This window comes from Cohnella xylanilytica (assembly GCF_014212175.1).
GTDB classification, from domain to species: domain Bacteria; phylum Bacillota; class Bacilli; order Paenibacillales; family Paenibacillaceae; genus Cohnella; species Cohnella xylanilytica.
Map to the genome: position 1 here is coordinate 17,443 of NZ_JACJVR010000038.1, position 18,438 is coordinate 35,880.

Genomic DNA, 18,438 nt, shown 5'->3' on the forward strand with positions numbered 1-18,438 from the left:
CATGCCTCTAACCTCGCTCGTTGTTCGATAGGATAGGTTCATTATACGAAGGAGGATACCGGATTCTCTCTCTCGGAGATGACCTTCTTTATTCGGAAGTTACTTCTTGCGGAATGCTTCGGAATAGCTTCGGAATAGCCCCGGAATGCGCCGTCATATCCGGAGTGCCCCCTTCGTCCGCTGGAATGGCTGTGGTCCATAAGAGAAGGCCCGCTCCGAGAATGAAGCCGCTCGAAGTGGGCCTGCCTTAAGCCAACTAGCCATCTAGCGATCTAGCCATCTAACCATCTACCGATACAAGGTTTAATGCCGTTCTACGGGTCCGATATCGAGAACCAGGCCGACTCGCCTCCGCTTCCCCGACTCGACCCCGTTCCGGAACGCCAACCGGACGAAGTTATAGGCGCCGTGGTTCCATACTTGAAAGTCGTGGTTCCCGTCCGTCAGCAGGACTTGATAAAAGTCGCCCAGGGAATCGCCCGCCGCCTCCGCGAGGCCTTCGATCGAGCCGGCGTAGCTGCCGACGGCGATGCCGTCCGCGTCTCCGCAAGTCATATAGAGGAGCTCCAGCTTGCGGTCGCCGGACGCGAGACCGGAGCCCAGCACATGGCCGGCGCTCGAGGTAGGGGCATTCGAGAAGGCGCCGACATAGGCGAACAAATCCGCCATTCCGGGCGCGCGCACCGTCGGAGCCAGCCCGTTCTTCCAGCCGCTCGGCGCTCCGGCGAATTCAGCCGCGTCGCACCGGTAGCCGCCGAGAATCAAATTAAGCGACTGCATGCCGCCCATGGAGAGGCCGGCGACGGCTCTATGCTTCCGGTTAGATTCGATTCCCTCCGGAGACGCATCCTTGATATCGGCATAAGTGCGGTAATTGGCTTCGATGAAGGGGATCAAGTCGTATCTGAATTCATAGTCGAAATAATAAAATCCGAGCATGTGGGTGCCCGCGGCGTTAAACGTACGATCCTCCCAGTCATGGGCGCTTCTTCCGTTGGGGAATACGACGATGAGCGGCTCGATGTCGCCGTTCGCGATCAGGTTATCCAGAATATGGGCCAGAACAAAGCTCCCGTCCGCCGTCCCGCTCCCGTGCAGCCACTCGTTCTCGTCTCCTCCTACTCCGTGGAGAAGATACAACGTGTCGTATCGGGTATGCGAGTCGTTCTCGTCATAGCCGGCGGGGACGTAGATCTTGCACGTCTTGCGAATGGCGGCTCCCTCGATCGTCTCTCTGCCGGCCTCGCCGGAATCGATATTCCGATCCGTCGCCAGCCGCCTGGATGAGTGGATATAGTTCCGGACCGTATAGGCGACCTCGCGAATCGTCCCCCGACGCCCCTCCGGCGCCGCCCGCTTGTACTCCTCCGGTATGGCCGTCACAGTCGCGTTCTTCATGGTCGTCGATCTCCTCTCGATCGTAATCTCGGAACGAGCCGAATGCCCGAAACGAGCCGAAGGTCGGCAGCTTCTTCACGGCACGTAACCGAAGCCCAGGATCGTAAACCGCTTGTCCTCTTGGCCCGCGCCATGCGAATCTCGACCGTATGCTCCTCGGCGACCGGCTCGTTGTATAGAAGGACGGCGTTGCAATGCGTCCAGTTCACTTCGTGCGGATCGGCGGTCTTCGCGAGGCGTCCGTCTACTCTTATATCCGCGCTTCCGAAGTCGTCGCGGCCGGAATCCTTGAAGACCAGAATCAGCCGCTTGCTGCGGATCGTCATCCGGAAGGCCCTGTCTCCCGACCCGGGCGCATGCATCCAGTTGTAGGGGAAAAGAGGCGTCGCATACGCGCGATCGTCCATCTCCGCCATCTGCACATCGGCATCGGTATCCGCGAAACCGCCTTCCTCGACGCGGGCGATTCCTTCGGCGTTCCTCCGATCCAGCAGCCGCGTATCGACGAAGTCGTCGCCGATGACCGGCGGCTTGCCGGTCGCGATGTCCTCCCCGTCCGGAGCGGACCGGTCGGCGGCGTCGAACAGCCAGGCGAGGCAGTCGGCCATAACCGTATGCCCCGCGTTCGTCGGATGATAGATGTCGTAGAAAAATTGACGTCTGGAGATGACGTTGCCTTCGGCCTTGCTTCGTCTGAATTGCTCGACCACGGCATCCTTCACGCTGACCATGGGCAGATCGTAATGCCAGCCGACGGGAGCCAGCCGATCCTGAAGGTTCCAGTCGTTCTCGAACACGCTGAACAGCAGGACGACGGCAGGCTTGTTCGGAGCGTTCAGAGCCTTGAGGACAAGGCTCTCGTAGCAGTTGCCCTTCGTCTCGTCTCCCGCGTCGTTGACGGCGAACTCCACGACCAGGATGTCCGGTTCGGCCGTCCCGTCCCGGAGAACGTCCCGCTCGTAGCGGACGATGCCCAACTCGGACGGGGTTCCGCCGACGCCGGCTTTGATCAGGCGAACCGAGTCTCCTCCGTCTTGACCGAACTTCTTCTTGAACAAGGAATACGATTGATACGCGTAACAATTCGTCGGAAGCGGCACCGCTCCGGCTCCGTGGGTGATCGAGCCGCCGATAAAGGCGATCGTGACGGGTTCGCCTCTCCTCGCTTTGTCGATGGCGGCCTTCAGCCTCTTCGTATTGCCCTTGTTCAGCAGAGACTTGGCGATCATCTCCCGGTAAGCCTGCGATTCGAAGTCGACCGGAGGCTCGAGCTCGGCTTCGGCGCTTCGTCGGGCCGCCGCGTCTCGAGGCGCGGACGGGCCTTCGGCACCGGGTTCGTGCAGGTTCCGCGAGAGCGGGTCGGTCATGAGGCATTCTCCTCTCCTTCTTCTTAGATCTAAGCACCAAGCTTCGACGGGTCGACGATCGCCCAGAACGCCGGCTTCGCCTGGTAATTCTTGTCGAACAGGAGCGGAGCTTCCGTGCGCGTCACCGGGAAGGTGCTCAGCCACGTATGGTCGTCGGCGATGCCCCAGAACACGACGGCGCTGACGAGGCCCTTGTTCGCCTTGAGGGCGTCGAACAGCTCGCGGTAGCGTTCCGCCTGCCGCCTAAGCACGTCGGCCGGCACTTCGGCGCCGTAGTCGCTGCGGTCGTTCCAGGCGTAGAGGCTCATGTCCAGCTCCGTGATCTGATTGTCCAGGCCCAGCTCCCGGAACTTCTTCATCGACTCGACGATATTGTCGACGGAAGGCGAGGCGATGCTGATGTGCGTCTGGTGGCCGATGCCGTCGATCGGCACGCCCTTGTCCAGCATCGTCTTCGCGAGCTCGTACAGCCGGTCGCGCTTCCTCGGATCGTCCGTCCCGTAATCGTTGATATAGAGCTTGATCCCCGGCCCTCCCGCTTCGCGCGCGGCGCGGAACACGGTCTCGATGAAGTCGGTGCCGGTTATCTTGTACCAGTCGCTGCTCCGCATGCCGTCCGGCTCGGCCGGCTCGACGACCTCGTTCACGACGTCCCACGACCGGATGTCGTCCTTGTAGCGGCCGACGACCTCGCGCACGTAAGTATCCAACCGCTTCAGCAGAAGCTTCTTGTTCGCATCCCGTCTCTTCGGATCGGTCTCGTCCGCCATCGGCTTGCCCTCGGCGTCCAGGAAGAACCAGTCCGGCGTCTGATTGTGCCAGACGAGCGTATGGAATCGGACCTGCATCCGGTTCGCTCTCGCGAAGTTGACGATCTCGTCCGCCTGGTCCCAGCGGAAGCCGCCCTCCGTCGGCTGGATCGACGCCGGCTTCATCGCGTTCTCCGCGACGAGCAAGTTCGCGTGCTTCTTCAGCAGCTCGGCCGTCAGCCCGTTAAGCTGATTCGGCTCGACCGCGGCACCGATCGGGAAGAAGTCCTTGTACGTCTCCGCGAGAGACGGAATATCCGTCTGAACGGACGGCGCCGGCGAAGGCTTCACGCCGTTCTCTGCCGAAGCCGACGCGCCGCTGCCGGAAGCCGGATCCGACGCGGACGCGGTTCCGACGACCGATTCGAAGGTCGGCGAGCTCTCGCTTGGATTGACGCTGCGGCTGCCGGACCCATTCCCGTCGCAAGCGGCTATGGCCGAGATCAGCGCCAGGCTTGCTACTATCTCGATCCCCTTAAGTTTTTTCACCGTAGGCTCCTTGGTTTTGGATTTCATCCTAAGTGTACCGCCTTCGGATCAACGAACAACCCGCCGCTCGATAGGTGTTTGACCTTATCATCTGCACCCTCTCCGTTCGCCGGCCAAAGAGGTAAACGAATGCACCTTAGATGAAGAGATGCACATTGCCCATCCCGCTTCGGAACAACCATAATGAAAGCGCAGTCATTCGTAGCCGGCTCGTCTTCTCCTGCCGGCCAATCAAGCAGAAAGCGAGGTAGCCGATTTGTATAAGGTGTTGCATGTGGATTCGGACGCGTCTTCCAGGGAAGCCACGGAGAGGATGATCGACTGGGCACGACTGGGCCTCGACATTCAGGCGCATGCCTCCCATTCTGCCGAAGCCTGCGCTTTATTCGACAAGCAGCGTTTCTCCCTCGTCCTTATCAATATGAAGCACTCGCATGCCGAAGGGTTGAAGTTATGCGGGCAGATCCGGCAGAATAGCCAGGTGCCGATCATCCTCCTCGGCGGCAGTCCCGATTATGCGCTCGTCAAGCAAGCGTTGCTCTATCAAGTAAACGATTATTTGGCCGAGCCCGTCAAGAGCTCTCATCTATCGGACAGCCTTCGCAATGTGATCGAACTGCTGAACCGGAGCGAACCTGTCGCGTCTCCGCAGACGGCGCCGTCCCAAGAACGCTCGAAGCCGTCGCCGGTCGTCGAGATCGTGATGAGATACGTTCAGGCGGAGCTGCATCAAAACATAACTTTGAAAAAAATATCCGACGCCTTGCATTTCAATTGCGCTTATTTGGGTCGGAAGTTTAAAAATGAAGAGAACATGTCCTTCAACGAGTATTTGCTTCAGCAGCGAATGGAAAAGGCGAAGCGGCTGCTCGAACAGACGGATATGCGAATCTACGAGATTGCGAACGAAGTCGGCTATACGGAGATCGATTGGTTCTATAAGAAGTTCAAGGAATACACCGGAATCAGCGCGAACGAGTATCGCAAGAAGCAGGTCGTCGCCCGATAAATCGGCAAACAAATTCATAGATCGTACTGTGCAGAATCGGAATGCAGGCGGTTTAGCGCGTGTGTGATTTTTCGTATAAAATCGTCGAAATAATCATAAACAGAGGAAATTTGTATGATTTCTCATATAAAACGTAAGCAACGCACCGCCATAAGGTAGAACTTGTATGGTTTTTCACACAAACCAAACTGCGTACTTTCTTAACCAGCGAATTTTATACGATTTTTCATACACAAGTACGAATCGAAATATCCCGGGATAAGTTTTCGTTAGTGAATTAGACATTCGCAGAAAAAAGCAGCGCAAGGGAGATTATCATCCTCATCCTTGCGCTGCTTTTGCTTTTATGCCCAAGCCTCTTACTCTCCGTGCGTATCCCCCGCATTATCGTCAAGGGCCTTCTGGAAGACGTTCTTGTGCGCCGCTATCGCCGCTGCCGGCGATTTTTTCTGCGTCGTCAATTCATCCAGCATCGCGTAGAAGTCATCGCCGTAGACCGACATTAGCAATGGATAGTTCAGAACGCTCAGATTCTTGGAAGCTTCGATCGCCGTATCGATGTCCTGCTGGTTCGTGTACTCCTTCTCCAGCCAGTTCTGGCCCGGGTATTCCTCGTCCGACGGCACGTCGTAGATCTTCCGAACCAAGTACAGAACGATCTCGGGGTCCTTGACTCCCTTCGGAATGGTCCAGAAATTCTCTCCGCTGTCGTTCGAATAGAACTTGGTGGCGGAAGGGCCCATCGGGTACGGAACGAAGCCCAGGTCGATGTCGGGCATCTTCTGCTTCATGTCCGGGACCTGCCAGTTGGCGATATCCATCATCAGCACGTTGCCCTTCTGGAAGGCCGGAGTCGGCGCTTGCCAGTCTTTGGCGACGCCCTTCGGGATAAAGGTCGAGTTCGCGACGTCTTGCGCGTATTGCATCGCTTCGAGGGTCTTCGGATCGTCAAGCGTCTGCTTGTTGGCCTCCAGATCGATCAGGTCGGCTCCGTTGGACAGGAGGGCGTTATCCAGAATGCTGCCGTTCCAGGAAGCGAGTCCGTACGAATTGCCCTGCGTCGCTTCCGCGGCGACCTTCTTGAACGTATCCCAATTCCAGGTCCCTTCTTTGACGTATTCCTGCAGGTCCTTCATGTTCAGCTTCTGAAGCAGCGTGCGGTTGTAGAGAATGCCGGTATAGGTGAAGACATGGCCCGGATTGAAGCCGTACAGCTTGCCGTTGTAGGTCGACAGCTTGTTGATGATTTCGTCGTTATAGGTTTGCTTGTCGATGCCGGCCGATTCCATCAGATCATCGAGCGGCTGGAGGATGGACTTCTTGATCATGCCCGGATAGATCCAGCTGGCCTGCAGGCGAACGACATCGGCGAAGGGCTGCCCCGCCAGCGCGGAGCTGACCGTCTTGTCGGCGATTTGGGCGTAGTCCACTTGCATGAACTTCAATTTGAAATTGTACATTTTCTCGTAATCGGCTATGTTCTTCAAAATCTGCTTCTCCGATTCCGTCTCCCCCTTCGGCGTCGGATCCCACCAGGAAGCGATCGTAATCGTGCGGCCGCCGAGATCGAACTCCTTCTCGTCGGAGCTGGCGGAAGGCGAAGGCTCGGAACTCCCGCCGGCCGAGGCGGACGCATCGGCGCTCGGGCTCGAGCTCGGGCTGGCGCTCGGACTGGCGCTTGGGCTGGCGGAATTGCCTCCGCCGCCTCCCGAGCAGGCCGTCAACGAGACGGCGAAAGCGGCGGTTAAGCCTAGCAGAAGCATTTTCTTGGTCCTGTTCAACTGGTATTCCTCCCCTTGTTCTAGGTACCTGATCGCGCAAATCTTGTCATTGCTTGGGTTCATCGTTATTGTAGTGCGCCATGGAAGCGCCAACAATCCGAGAGAATGCACTTTTAGCCTTAGCGATTATACTGTTCTGCGACCGCGAACTAGCCTACGAGCCCCGTCCGATCGATGCTCTCGACGAAGTAGCGCTGAACGAACAGATACATCAGGATGAGCGGCAGGATCGAGAGCAGCAGGCCGGTGTCGACCAGCATCGACGCGTAGAAGGGATCGACGTTGGTGGCCGTCTGGTTGAGCATGACGTTGACCTTGTAGGGCAGGGCGAGCGTCGCCGTCGTCAGGGTGTTCATGCTGGGCAGGAAGTTGGACGAGAAGTACGAATCGTTCCACTGCCAGACGAAGGCGAAGAGCATGACGGTCATCATCGCGGGGATGGCGTTGGGCAGCATGATCGACCGGAAGCTCTTGAATACGCCGGCTCCGTCGACGAACGCCGCTTCCTCGATCTCCTTCGAGATGCCCCGGAAGAACTGCCGGAATATATAGATGAACAAGCCGGACTTCAAGGCGTTGCCGGTAATCGCCGGCAGAATGAACGGCCAGTACGTGTCCAGCATGTTGATGCCGCGTCCTCCGAACAGATGGAACAGGCCGAACAGATCGAACGATTTGAAGTTGATGTAGCTCGGCACGAGAATCGTCTGGGGAGGAACGAGAATCGTCAGGATCACGCCGGCGAACAGAATCTTCATTCCGCGGAAGGGCAGCTTGGCGAAGGCGTAACCGGCCAGCGCGCAGCTGAACGTCTGCAGCACGGTCGTCACCAACGACAGCGTGAAGCTGTTGCGGATCGCGGTGAAATAATCCATGACTTCGATCGCCAGCCGGTAATTGTTCCATGAAGCGTGCTCCGGAATCCACATTACGGCCGGGTTCGACAGATCCTCCAGCGACTTGAACGACGCGGATACCTTAAGCAGGATCGGGTACAGGATCACGAAGCACATGCCGATGAGAAGAATCGCCCTCACCAGCGACCAGAGCAGCTTGGACCACTTGTTCACGTTCGTCACGCGCCGCTTGAAGCGGTACAGGTCGGTCGCCGCTGGCTTGGATTTGTTAAAGGCAAGCTCGGAGCCTGCCGCCGACTCGGTCGGATCGACCACCATAGATCCCCCCTATTCCCCCGCCCTTCCGGCCGCGTAACGGACGGAAGGCGGGATCCTTCGAATCAATCGTGATAGAACACCCTGCGGGATACGAGAAAGACGCTGATCGCGAGGATCGCGGCTATGATCGAGAAGTAGATCCAAGCCATCGCCGAGCTCAGACCGAAATCGAGCGTCTGGAAGGCAATCGAATTGATCTGCTGCGTCACCTTGTTGTTCAGGAACGAGTCGATAATCGAATAGACCAGATTGGTAAGAATAAGCGGACTGACCATCGGGAACGTGATCTTCCAGAACGCCTCGTACCCTGTCGCGCCTTCGATCCGGGACGCCTCGTACAGCGAAGGCGAGATCGATTGAAGACCGGCGAGGAAGATAATGATCTGCACGCCGGACTGGCTTATAATCTCGTAGATTCGGTCGACGGCTCCCGTCAAGTAGTTCACGATCGATTCGTTGACGCCGATATCGAGCAGCATTCCCCTCAGCTCGATGCTCTGCAGGAAGCCGTTCACCGATGCGCCGGACGGATCCCCCGAAGCCAGATTCGCGTTCATGATCTGCTGCATGAAGCCGGCATTGTTGATGCTGACCATAATGCCGGACGCGAGAATGACCGGAAGGAAGAAGATCGCCCGGGTGAAGGAGCGCCCGAAGAACTTCTGATTCAGCAGGACCGCGATAAACAAGCTGAAGATAATGATAAGCGGCACGTTGACGACCATGTTGGTTACGACCGTCGTCAGGTTGCGAACGAAATTCGCATCGACGTAGAGCGCTTGGCTGTAGTTGGACCAGCCCTCGAACGTCAGCGCGTATCCGTTGTCGGACGCTTTGAGATCGTTGAAGCTGTACCGGATCGAGTTCGCGATCGGGACCAGGAAGAAGAATATAAAGCCAAGGATCCAGGGGGTCAGGAAAAGCAGTCCCGTGCGCGCTTTTCTCTGTTGGAACGAACTTCTAGCCCGCCTCATCGTCCATTCCCTCCAACAAGGAAATCGTTAGCCGAGACGGAGGTTCCGCCGACGTCGACTTCGTAATCGTTGTAATTGACGGTAATCGTCTTGCCGCCCTCGTAGGTCGTCCGGTATACGTTGTCGGCCAGCTTCTCGTGTGCGACGATCGGCTTGTTCTGAACGTCGCCCAGCACCGCCGATACCGTGCGGTACGCTTCGACGGCCTTATTCATCCAGGTCTTGTAGTGGACGGAGTACAGATACTGGAAGTCCGTATTTCTCACTTCGCTGTTGTCCGCGTAGATCCATTTGAAGTATAGGCTCGAACCGTACTCCAAGGATTTGAGCACGTAGCTCTGCACGTCCGCGATCCGGGCCAGATTCACCGGGGCCCCCGCATAGCCGACATAGCCGTGAAGCACGATCTGATAGAACGGAACGGCTTCGTCCGCGATGTTGTCTCCGTTATTGCTCATCGGCGCCTCCACGATATCCTTCGCGTACTTCAGAATGTACGCGTTGCCGCCGTCCGCCATCATGTCGGGCAGCTGACCGCCGATTTTCTCCAACTGCCGCTTGTCGATCTCCTCGGATTGGACGCGGTCGACGACGGCGCCGTTCCGATAGTCGCCTTCGAGCTGGTTCCCTATGTTGCGTACGGAGATGCCGGCCGCGCCGAATCGCTTATAAGCGTTCAGGAAGCCGTCTACGATGCTCGGCAACAATCGGGGCGACAACGGCTGCGCCCAATCCGTCCGTTCCCATACCCAAGCGGCCTCGTGATTGATATAACGCGATACCGCCTTGGCTTCGGTATATTTCCCGTCCGTCGCATAGAGGTGAGTGAACGACACGTCGGGATACAGATCCACGCCCTGCTGCCGCGTATAATCGATGAATTCCTTGAACCCGGAGGCGCCTCCCAGAACTCCGTCCACCTTGACGCCGTCCGCCGCCTTATGGGAATACCCTCCGTTGAACCATCCGGACAGCCGGACCTTCTGGCTTGTGATCCCCCGCTCCTTGAGCTCGGCGATGATCGTCCGGGCTTGATCGAATGTCGTTAACGGCACGATCGCCTTGTACGGCACGCCCAGAAGCGACTTCCGCTTCGGAATTCCGCCGACCAGCTCAAGATAGAAGGGCAGGTCGTCTTCCGAGTCCTTCTTCTTGTTTAACAATCCGTTGGACAGCAGATAATTGCGATAATATTCGGCCATGCCCGCGTAGCTGGCCTTGTCTTCCGGCAGGAACGCATAGCGAACGCTGAAGTCGGAGTATACCGGCCTCTGCTGGAACACCGGAATGACTTTGGTTTGACTTCCCGATTGGGAGGTCGACGCCAGGCTGGCCTTCTCGTCGGAGATGTACTTGAAGCTCGCATAGACGCTGTTGAAGGAGCTGCGCTTCCGGGCCACTTCGCCGTGAATCGAGGCGACGGCCGCCCCTTGGTCGATGATCGCGACTAAGGCGGAATCCGCCGTCTTGATCCCGTAGACGGGCATCCGAATCGGCTCGACCGTCGGGTCGTCGTCGTTCTCGCCGTTCCAGGTGCCGCCATCGTCTCCGTAGACCGGCTGTTCGAACGAATCGTACCGCTCCTTGCCGTTGTTGAGATAGATCAGGCTGCCGGAACCGTCGGGCACGAACATGTACCCTTGCTCCTGGAGGCCGGCCGCTCCGAAATAAGGTAGAAGAGCGATATCCAACAGAGGGTACGATGCCGGATACTGGATTCCGCTGCCGATAATCCTGGCGACGAACTGGTCTCCGGACAGCGTATATTCGACCGGAATCGTGAACACTTGCTTCTCGTCGCTCTCGCCGGTCGAGTTCTCCTCGTTGTCCTTCTTCAGATCCTCGGCCGTGTAGCCGGCTTCCTGGAACGCTTCGATGACCTTCTTCAGCAGAAGGGCCGCCAACGTCTCATCGTTGCGCTCGTAGACGTCCTTGTTCTTGTCGTTCAGATAAGCCTGAACCAGGTAGCGCTTGTACTTCTTGCCGACTTTGTCGAGAATGAGCTTCTGGTACCGCTCGGCGCTTATTCTCTTCGGCAGGGCATCGATCTCGCTCTTCGCCTTGCCCAGCGTATAAGTCACCTTCAGCCCCCGCTCGAACGGTTCCGCGACGGCCTGCTTCAATTGAACGCTGTCCTGGTACGACGTCTTGTACGACTGTTGGCCGTTCTTGTCGCTGAAGTTGATCAGAATCTGGGAAGAGAGCTGATCCTTGACGGACGCGTTCGCGATCTGGTCGTCCGCGGTAGAAGCGGGGTTGGAGCGCCACACGCGTCCTTCCTTGTCCCGGACGGCGATCGCCATCGTATTCGGATCGTAGTAGAGAGACAGCTGTCCGTTGGAGACCACTCCCTCCATGCCCTCGAGCGGCACGGCCGGCTTCGCGTAACGATCGGCCGCGGAGACTTGGGGCTCTCTGTCCCGCAGATCGGGCAGCTCCGAAGGGCTAAGCGCCGGAAGCGGCTTGTTTTTCGCATACAGATACAACCCGGAGCCGAATACCAGGACGACCGCGATGGCTATGCTGACGATTCTCTTCACACCGTTCCCGGCCCCCTATTAGCGAAATTGCAACTCTCGATAGATGGTGAAGTAGACGCTGTACATCTGCTGGATCAAACTGAAGAACAGCATGCCCAGAAAGACGATGAAGCCCATGCATACGACGGACAATCCGATCGTAACGAGCGTCTTGAGCACGGTGTACTGGTGAACGGTCATCGTCGAGACGAACATCAGGTAGAGAAACCAGATGACCGCGAATCCGTTCAAGTAATAATAGAAGGCCGTCTCCTCCTGCGTGATGAATCGGCTATAGATCGTCGCCGGCACGAAGAGCATAAAGATAGGCAGCATGGCATAAGCCGACGATATCACGATCTCGCCGAACTTCCCTTCTCCGTCCATCAGCGTCGTCAGCGACCAGTTCGCCACGCACCAGAGGAAGAACGGCAGGATGACGTTCCGCAATTGAACGAGGCTATTGAACGAGTAGGGCGAATGGGTATTGACGATAAATCCGGAATACTGATATTGGAACATCGAGGCCAACGATACCAGCAAGACGATCGCCATCGCGACGATCCAGTTCCCTTTCTTGTCGTATTTCAGTTCCCAGAAGCCTTTGAACGGATGGACGATTACGTAGAAAGGAAACCTAAGGCGTTCGATCCACATGGGAGATCCCCCCTCTTCTGCGCCTGAACTTGCGAATTTGCTTCCATGCGATCCATGCCGCGGCGAGCGCGAGAATCGTCGTCAGAATCGCATTGAAGTGCTGCTTCAGGACGCCCGTGCGAAGATGCTTATACGCTTTGGAATAGGCATTGCGGTCCAGAGCGAACTTCGCTTCCTTCGCGGCCCTCTTGTATTCTCCCGCCCGGAAGTCGGCCTTGCTGATCCCGCTGTAGGCGATCTCGTAGTTCTCGTTCAGCGAGAGCACTTCCCGCCACAGCTCGGCGGCCCGCTTCTCGTTGCCGATGTAATGGTTGTGCACCGCCTCGTTGACGAGCCGGCCGAACTCCGACACCTTGAACGTCGTGAGCCGCGCAAGCTCCTTATCCAGAACGACGATCGCGTCTCCCATCCGCTCGATGGCCGAAGGCGTCTTGAAGGTGCCGACTCTGTTCCCGTCGTGACCGAAGACGTACAGAAGCCTGCCCTCGGAATCGTAAGTGAAGATTCTGCCGCGAACGATATCCAGAGCGCTGTAGGTGCCGTCCGGTCCGACGCTGATATCGACCAGCGTGGACGGGCCTCGGCTGTCGGCCTTGAGATCGCCTATCGGGTTGGAGAAGCCTTGGCGAAGCAGAACGTCCGTCCCCGACGGATTCAGCCGTTTGATCGGCGTCCCGTTCCGTTCGGCGTTGGTCGTGAAGACGAAGTCGATGTCGTCCAGCGCCAGGTTCGTGTATTCGGTCGGAACGAACTGCACCATCCGCTCCTTCTGGGCCTTGGTGGCGAAATACCGCTTCCAGAAGTAGTCGGCCGGGTTGTACGTAACCCGGTTGGCGCCGAAGAAGTTCCGGAATACGCCCTGCCCGTCGAATTCCATGATGCCGTCGAAGACCCGGTCGGCGATGACGAGGATCCGGCCGGCGGAGTCGACGGCGATCTTCTTCGGGTCGAACACGTAGTCGTCGGCGAAGTACTCCGACTTCGGCGCGAGGATGACCAGATCGGCCTCTTCGCCGCCTTGCTTCAGCCGAACGACTCTATGGTTGCCCGTGTCGGCGACGTAGATATCGCCCTCCGGGGTCACGTAGACGCCTCTCGGCTTAAGGAGCGAATCCTCCTTCCCTTGATGGGTGAATTTGTCGATCGAGCGGACGAATTCGTACCGCTCGTTCATCTCGACGATCCGGTTGTTATCCGTATCCGCGACATAGACATGCTTGTCTTCGGACACGAACATGTCGTCGGGATTGTTGAACCTTCCGATGCCGAGGTCTTCGCCTTCGACGACCCGGTCGGGCACATAAGGGACCGGCGACCATACCCGGTCGCCCCAGCCGTCGTACGTGTAGCCGATATAGGGAACGGCGGCCTTCGCGTAACCGGAGAATACGAGACATGCGATCGTCAATGCCGTCGATGCGGCTATGGCGCGAATCCAGTTCGTCGTTATCATCGCTCTACTCCTTCATCCCCGAGCTGGTCATCGTCTGGATGATGCTGCTCTGGGACACGATGAAGATCGTGATGGGGACGATCATCATGAACATGGAGACGGCCGCGCCAGGCCCCGCCCGGACGATCCCTCCCTGAATGATCTGGCCGAGCGCGTAGGGCAGAGGCTTAAGCTGTTCGCTGTAGATGAAGCTTCCTCCCGAGGTTCCCCATAGCGATTGGAAGGACAGAATGACCAGCGTCAGCCAGGCCGGCTTGACGAGCGGCATAATGATCTGGAAGAAAATGCGGTATTCGCTCGCGCCGTCGATCTTGGCCGCTTCCAGCAGCGCGTCGGGAATTTGTTCCATGAACTGCTTCATCAGGTACAAGCCCAGCGAAGCGGCGAACGCCGGCACGATGATCGCCGCGTAGCTGTCGATCCATCCCAGCCAGGACATGATGACGTAGTTCGGGATGTTCGTTACCTTCGGCGAGAACATCAGCGAGAGCACGACGATGGAGAACAGCACTCTGCTGCCGGGGAATCGGTGCTTCGCGAGCGGGTAAGCGGCGGCGGAAGCGAACAGCACGTGACCGACCGTTCCCGCTGCCGTAATGAAGACCGTGTTGAAGATATAGCGGCTGAACGGCACCCAGGAGTTGGACATCAGGTGGAACAGATCGGCGAAGTTGGTCAACGTCGGGTGCCTGACCAGCAAGGTCGGCGGGAACAGGAACAGCTCGTTCAGCGGCTTCAAGGCGTTGCTGACCGTGAAGACGAGCGGGACGACCATGAACGCGGCGAACGCGGCGAGGAACAAGGCCAGGAACAGATCCCCCATGAACGAACGGTTCAATCGCTTCGGCTTGGCGGTGGATATCGTACTCATCGGAGATCAATCGCCCACTTTCCTAAGCAGTTTTTGCACGATCTTATTCGAACCGACCATCACGACGAACAGAACGGTGGCGATCGCCGAAGCGTACCCCATCTCGAACCGGATCGAGCCGTAATCCTCCAGATGGGTGACGATCGTATGCGCCGCGTAATTGACGCTGGGGAAGCCGGCCAGCTGCGTGGAGACGTCGGCGACCGCGAACGAGGCGGTAATCTGCATGACCGCGCCGAACATCAGCTGCGGACGCATGGACGGAAGCGTGATGAACCACAGCTCCTGCCAGCGATTGCGGATCCCGTCCATGGCCCCGGCTTCGAACAGCGTGCGGTCCACCGTCTGCAGACCGGCGATGAACGCGAGGAAGCCGACGCCGAGACTTAGCCACAGTTGAACGAGCAGCACGATCCAGAGCACGTATTGTTCGTTCTTCAGGAAGATAATGGGCTGCTGGATCGCCCCGAGATCGAGAAGCAATCCGTTGACGTATCCGTACCGGTCGCCGGAGAAGATGATCTGCCAGATGAAGAAGACGTTCCCCGAGATCGACGGCGCGTAGAAGAACAGCGTCATCACCGCTCGAACCTTCGGCCTCAGCTCGTTGACCAGCCATGCGAATACGAAGCACATGAGGTAGCTGATCGGACCGACGATGCCGGCGAACAGGAACGTATTCTTCACCGCGATGAGGAAGACTTCGTCGTCCAGGAACATACGGGCGTAATTGTGCCACCCCACCCACTTCGGGAACTCGAGCAGATTGAAGTTGGTGAAGCTGATCGCTATCGCCATGCAGACCGGCAGCACCGTGAAGAGCAGGAACAGGATCATATATGGCGCCAAAAGGATATAAGACTGTCTGTGCTTCCTTACCTCGAGCGTCCATAGCCTCAGCGAAGGAGGCAGCATCGGACGCGAGGCCCGCCCCTGACGCGCTTGTCGATTAATCTCCGCTCTGTCCATTGGCTGTCCCCCCCGATTCGGCGCGATCCAATCCGAACTCTCTGCGTTTGTTCGCGATCTCGTTGTTCATCAAGATCACTTGATCATAGAGGGCATCCCGCGGATTCAGGCCCGCGTTGACGACCCTGCGGAAGGCGTTGTCCAGAATCCGCCCCGTGAAGTAGCCGCCGGGCACCTCCGGAATGCCTTTGACCCACCGCTGCTGTTCCGACAGCGTCTTGTAATCCTCCACCGGCCACGGCAGCTCGGCAAGCGCTTGCAGGTTCGCCGTCGGATAGCGGGCGGATTCCCCCATCAGACTCTCCATCTCGCGGCCGTACTGCACCTGCGTCTTCTCGTCTGTCCACCACTTCATGAACGTCCAGGCCGCTTGCTTCTCCTTGGCCGCGTTCAGCATCATAACCGCCGACCCGTAGCTCGCCACCGAACGGTCCACGGTTCCGTCTTCCCTCTTCGTGCCGGGGACGAGCGTGAAGCCCCATTGGCCGCGAATCTCCGGCGCGAACACCGACAACGTGTTATAGGTCGTGTAGGCGGCGAACCCGAGCGGGACTTCGCCGAGACGGAACCGGTTCACGAAGTCGTAGTCGATCGGGAACTTGTAATCGGTGTACAGGTCCGTCAATTGCTTGAACGCGGCCATGCCGATGTCGCTGTCCAGATCGCTCGCCGTTCCGTCTTGCTTGTACAGGCTGCCTCCGTTCTGGTAGAGGAACGTAGCGAAGGCGTCGTTGATCGGCAGCGCTCCGGCCGGCTGCGCCGTCGAGCTGACGACGGGCAGACCGAAGTCCATGTTGTTCTTCTTCAGGAACGGAATCAGCTTGTAGACATCGTCCCAGGTCTGGGGAACCTGAAGGCCCAGCTCCTCCAGAATGTCCTTCCGGTAGAACAGGACGTCGAAGATCTGCTGCTCCGGCAAGGCGTAGACGCCTCCGTTGTAGCGGTACGGCACCGAGGCGCTGTCGGCGAACCGCGCCGCGACGTCTTCGTAATCCGGGAACCGGCTGATGTCGTAGACGGCGCCGCGCATGGCATAGTTGATCGGGTCGCCGTTGCCGACCATCATGGCGACGTCGGGACCTTGCCCCGCCAGCGTCGCGGACAGCAGCACGCTCATGTCGACAAGCTTCAGATCCACTCCGATGTTCTCGTTCGGCGTGAACGTATCGTCGACCATCTGCTTGATGACCTGGGCCTGGTCGCGGCCCGTTCCGATCCAGACGGTTATCCTCTTGCCGTCCTTCGTCGTATTGCCGATCGAATTGTAATCCTCGACGAACGAATAGCCGAAGGAGGCCAGGTTATGCTTGATCGATGCCCCGATCCCCTTGGTCGGACTCGGCATTCTCAGGTCCGGACTGGATACGACCAGGTAGTCGGCTTGCAGCGGCATCTCCCGGGCCGTCAGGAGCCAGCTGCCGAGCGAACCGAGATCGATCTTGAATTGCTTCAGATTCTCGGGAATCTTCTCCGGATCCAGCGCGAATCGGCGCAGCTCATCCGCCATCAGGTAGAGAATCGACGTCTTGTCGCTCTTCTCCCCCGTAAGCTCGATCAGCTTCTCGCCTACCGTATACAGGACGTCGCTCTGCTTCCGTAGAATCTCCGGGAGCTCCGGAAGACGCTTCCCCAGTTGATAGTCCCGGATCGGGTCGGGGTCGGCGGACGTGATCACGATGATCTTCCGATACATCTCGTTCAATTCCAGCATGCTGGATTGAACGCTCCGGATCAGCGTGGACATATCGCCGAGCTCCGCCTCCAGCCGGATGGAATGCTTGCCCTTCGTCAGATAGAACAGATAGGGCTCCTCTCTCTCCTTCTTGTCCTCTCCCTTCTTCTTCCCCTTCTCCAGTCCCGGAACGAACATCTGCCATTTGGAGCTATAATAGAAGGGCAGCGATTCCACTTCCTTGAACGGAACGACCCCGTCGATGTAGAGCTTCCTATTGGAGTACAGCCCGCGCAATTGATCCTGCCGGACTTTGAATCCGAGTTGGTAGAGGCCGTCCTGCGGCGCCTCGAATTCCCACTCGATCCATTGGCCCGGGAGCTTCCAATTCGTACCGCCGATCGTATTGAGGCGAATCTTGGAGGCGCTGTAGGGCTCGGTCGCCGGGCTGGAGTGGTCCGCCACCGGGAAGAGCGTGGGCGAAGACTTGAGGGCGGGATGCTCGGCCTGAATCTTGACGGAGACTCCCTTGGCGTTCGTATACCCTCGGGCTTCGTATTGCTGCTTGATCTCGGCGTAAGACGGCGGCTCCGGCTCCTGGTAGAGCACGATCTCGTCGATGACCATCGGCTCGCGAAGTCCCGTCAAGGTCAACGAATGCTCGCCCTGCGAGAAATAAAAGCGGAAGGGATCGGCGTAGAGCCCTTGCCGGTCCTTGAACGGCTCTTCGAGCCATCTCGGAACCTCCGTCTGGCTGGGACGGGTCTGATTGCCCCGGTTATCCAGCTTGAAGTCCTCGGTATGATTGCGCCACACCCGGTCGAACATGATGGAGGACGCTTCATCGAACGGAACCTTGCCGTCGATGGAGAGCTTGCGCTCGATCGCCGAGCTCTTGCCCGGAACCGTGTAGTAGCGAAGCTTAAGCTGGTACAGCCCCTCGATCGGAACGTGGAAGTTCCAGGTGACGGACCCGGAATCCCCGGTGCGCAATACGCTCCCCGCCGCCCCCTCGTAATTCTCCAATACTTGACAATCGCACCCGTCCGCGGCGGAATAGGACGCGCCTTGGATCTGAATCGTCTCCGCGGGCCTGGCTTTGTCTTTGTAGGGGTTGATGTAGTTCTGGTAGCTTCCTTCCGAGTAGGCCTGAAGCTTATCCAGATCCGGAACGAGATTCGCGTGCACCGTTCGTTCGGCGGAGCCGGACATATACCAGGTCAACAAGCCCGCGACAAGAAGGGCCCACAAGGCAGGCTTCGAGTACCGATGGCGCAGAAGACGCTTCAACACGA

General features: G+C 58.2%; 13 protein-coding genes. 1 reads left to right on the forward strand and 12 read right to left on the reverse strand.

What is annotated here, in order from left to right; all coding sequences use genetic code 11:
• Positions 1–303 precede the first annotated feature (303 nt).
• From H7B90_RS10130 to H7B90_RS10140, 3 genes are read right to left on the reverse strand one after another with little or no spacing between them, the layout of a single operon-like run.
• A complete protein-coding gene (locus tag H7B90_RS10130) occupies positions 304–1,398 on the reverse strand; it encodes an alpha/beta hydrolase (RefSeq protein ID WP_185135750.1) in 1,095 nt (364 codons plus the stop codon).
• Complete coding sequence (locus H7B90_RS10135; protein ID WP_311772707.1) at positions 1,395–2,765, reverse strand: SGNH/GDSL hydrolase family protein; 1,371 nt, start codon at positions 2,763–2,765, stop codon at positions 1,395–1,397. The genes H7B90_RS10130 and H7B90_RS10135 overlap by 4 nt, the downstream gene beginning before the upstream one ends.
• A gap of 29 nt (positions 2,766–2,794) precedes the next feature.
• On the reverse strand, positions 2,795–4,090 hold the full coding sequence (locus H7B90_RS10140) for an endo-1,4-beta-xylanase (protein WP_185135751.1): 1,296 nt from the start codon (positions 4,088–4,090) through the stop codon (positions 2,795–2,797).
• Positions 4,091–4,337: 247 nt separating this feature from the next.
• On the opposite strand from H7B90_RS10140, the gene H7B90_RS10145 reads away from it, so the two are divergent.
• Positions 4,338–5,072, forward strand: a complete 735-nt coding sequence (locus H7B90_RS10145) for a helix-turn-helix transcriptional regulator (protein WP_311772710.1) — start codon at positions 4,338–4,340, stop codon at positions 5,070–5,072.
• 359 nt (positions 5,073–5,431) lie between these two features.
• Here H7B90_RS10145 and H7B90_RS10150 read toward each other — a convergent pair whose 3' ends face one another.
• The 9 genes from H7B90_RS10150 to H7B90_RS10190 form a co-directional block, all read right to left on the reverse strand.
• Positions 5,432–6,853, reverse strand: a complete 1,422-nt coding sequence (locus tag H7B90_RS10150) for an ABC transporter substrate-binding protein (RefSeq protein WP_185135753.1) — start codon at positions 6,851–6,853, stop codon at positions 5,432–5,434.
• Positions 6,854–7,002: 149 nt separating this feature from the next.
• Positions 7,003–8,028 (reverse strand): carbohydrate ABC transporter permease, encoded by a 1,026-nt coding sequence (locus H7B90_RS10155; protein WP_185135754.1) that lies wholly within the window; start codon positions 8,026–8,028, stop codon positions 7,003–7,005.
• A 62-nt stretch (positions 8,029–8,090) separates the two neighbouring features.
• Positions 8,091–9,002 carry a carbohydrate ABC transporter permease gene (locus H7B90_RS10160; RefSeq protein ID WP_185135755.1) on the reverse strand — a complete coding sequence of 304 codons (912 nt, stop codon included), beginning with the start codon at positions 9,000–9,002 and terminating at the stop codon, positions 8,091–8,093.
• Complete coding sequence (locus H7B90_RS10165) at positions 8,999–11,542, reverse strand: DUF5696 domain-containing protein (protein ID WP_185135756.1); 2,544 nt, start codon at positions 11,540–11,542, stop codon at positions 8,999–9,001. Before H7B90_RS10165 ends, H7B90_RS10160 begins: the two co-directional genes overlap by 4 nt.
• Before the next feature lie 18 nt (positions 11,543–11,560).
• A complete protein-coding gene (locus H7B90_RS10170; protein ID WP_185135757.1) occupies positions 11,561–12,178 on the reverse strand; it encodes a Yip1 family protein in 618 nt (205 codons plus the stop codon).
• The gene (locus H7B90_RS10175; RefSeq protein WP_185135758.1) at positions 12,159–13,631 is read right to left on the reverse strand and encodes an NHL repeat-containing protein; all 1,473 of its coding nucleotides are present in this window, start codon (positions 13,629–13,631) and stop codon (positions 12,159–12,161) included. The genes H7B90_RS10170 and H7B90_RS10175 overlap by 20 nt, the downstream gene beginning before the upstream one ends.
• A 4-nt stretch (positions 13,632–13,635) precedes the next feature.
• Positions 13,636–14,502, reverse strand: coding sequence for a carbohydrate ABC transporter permease (locus tag H7B90_RS10180; RefSeq protein ID WP_185135759.1), 867 nt, complete (start codon positions 14,500–14,502; stop codon positions 13,636–13,638).
• Positions 14,503–14,508: 6 nt separating this feature from the next.
• Entirely contained in the window at positions 14,509–15,417 is a 909-nt protein-coding gene (locus tag H7B90_RS10185) for a carbohydrate ABC transporter permease (protein WP_246578617.1), read from the reverse strand.
• A gap of 34 nt (positions 15,418–15,451) precedes the next feature.
• Complete coding sequence (locus H7B90_RS10190; RefSeq protein ID WP_311772708.1) at positions 15,452–18,436, reverse strand: extracellular solute-binding protein; 2,985 nt, start codon at positions 18,434–18,436, stop codon at positions 15,452–15,454.
• Positions 18,437–18,438 lie beyond the last annotated feature (2 nt).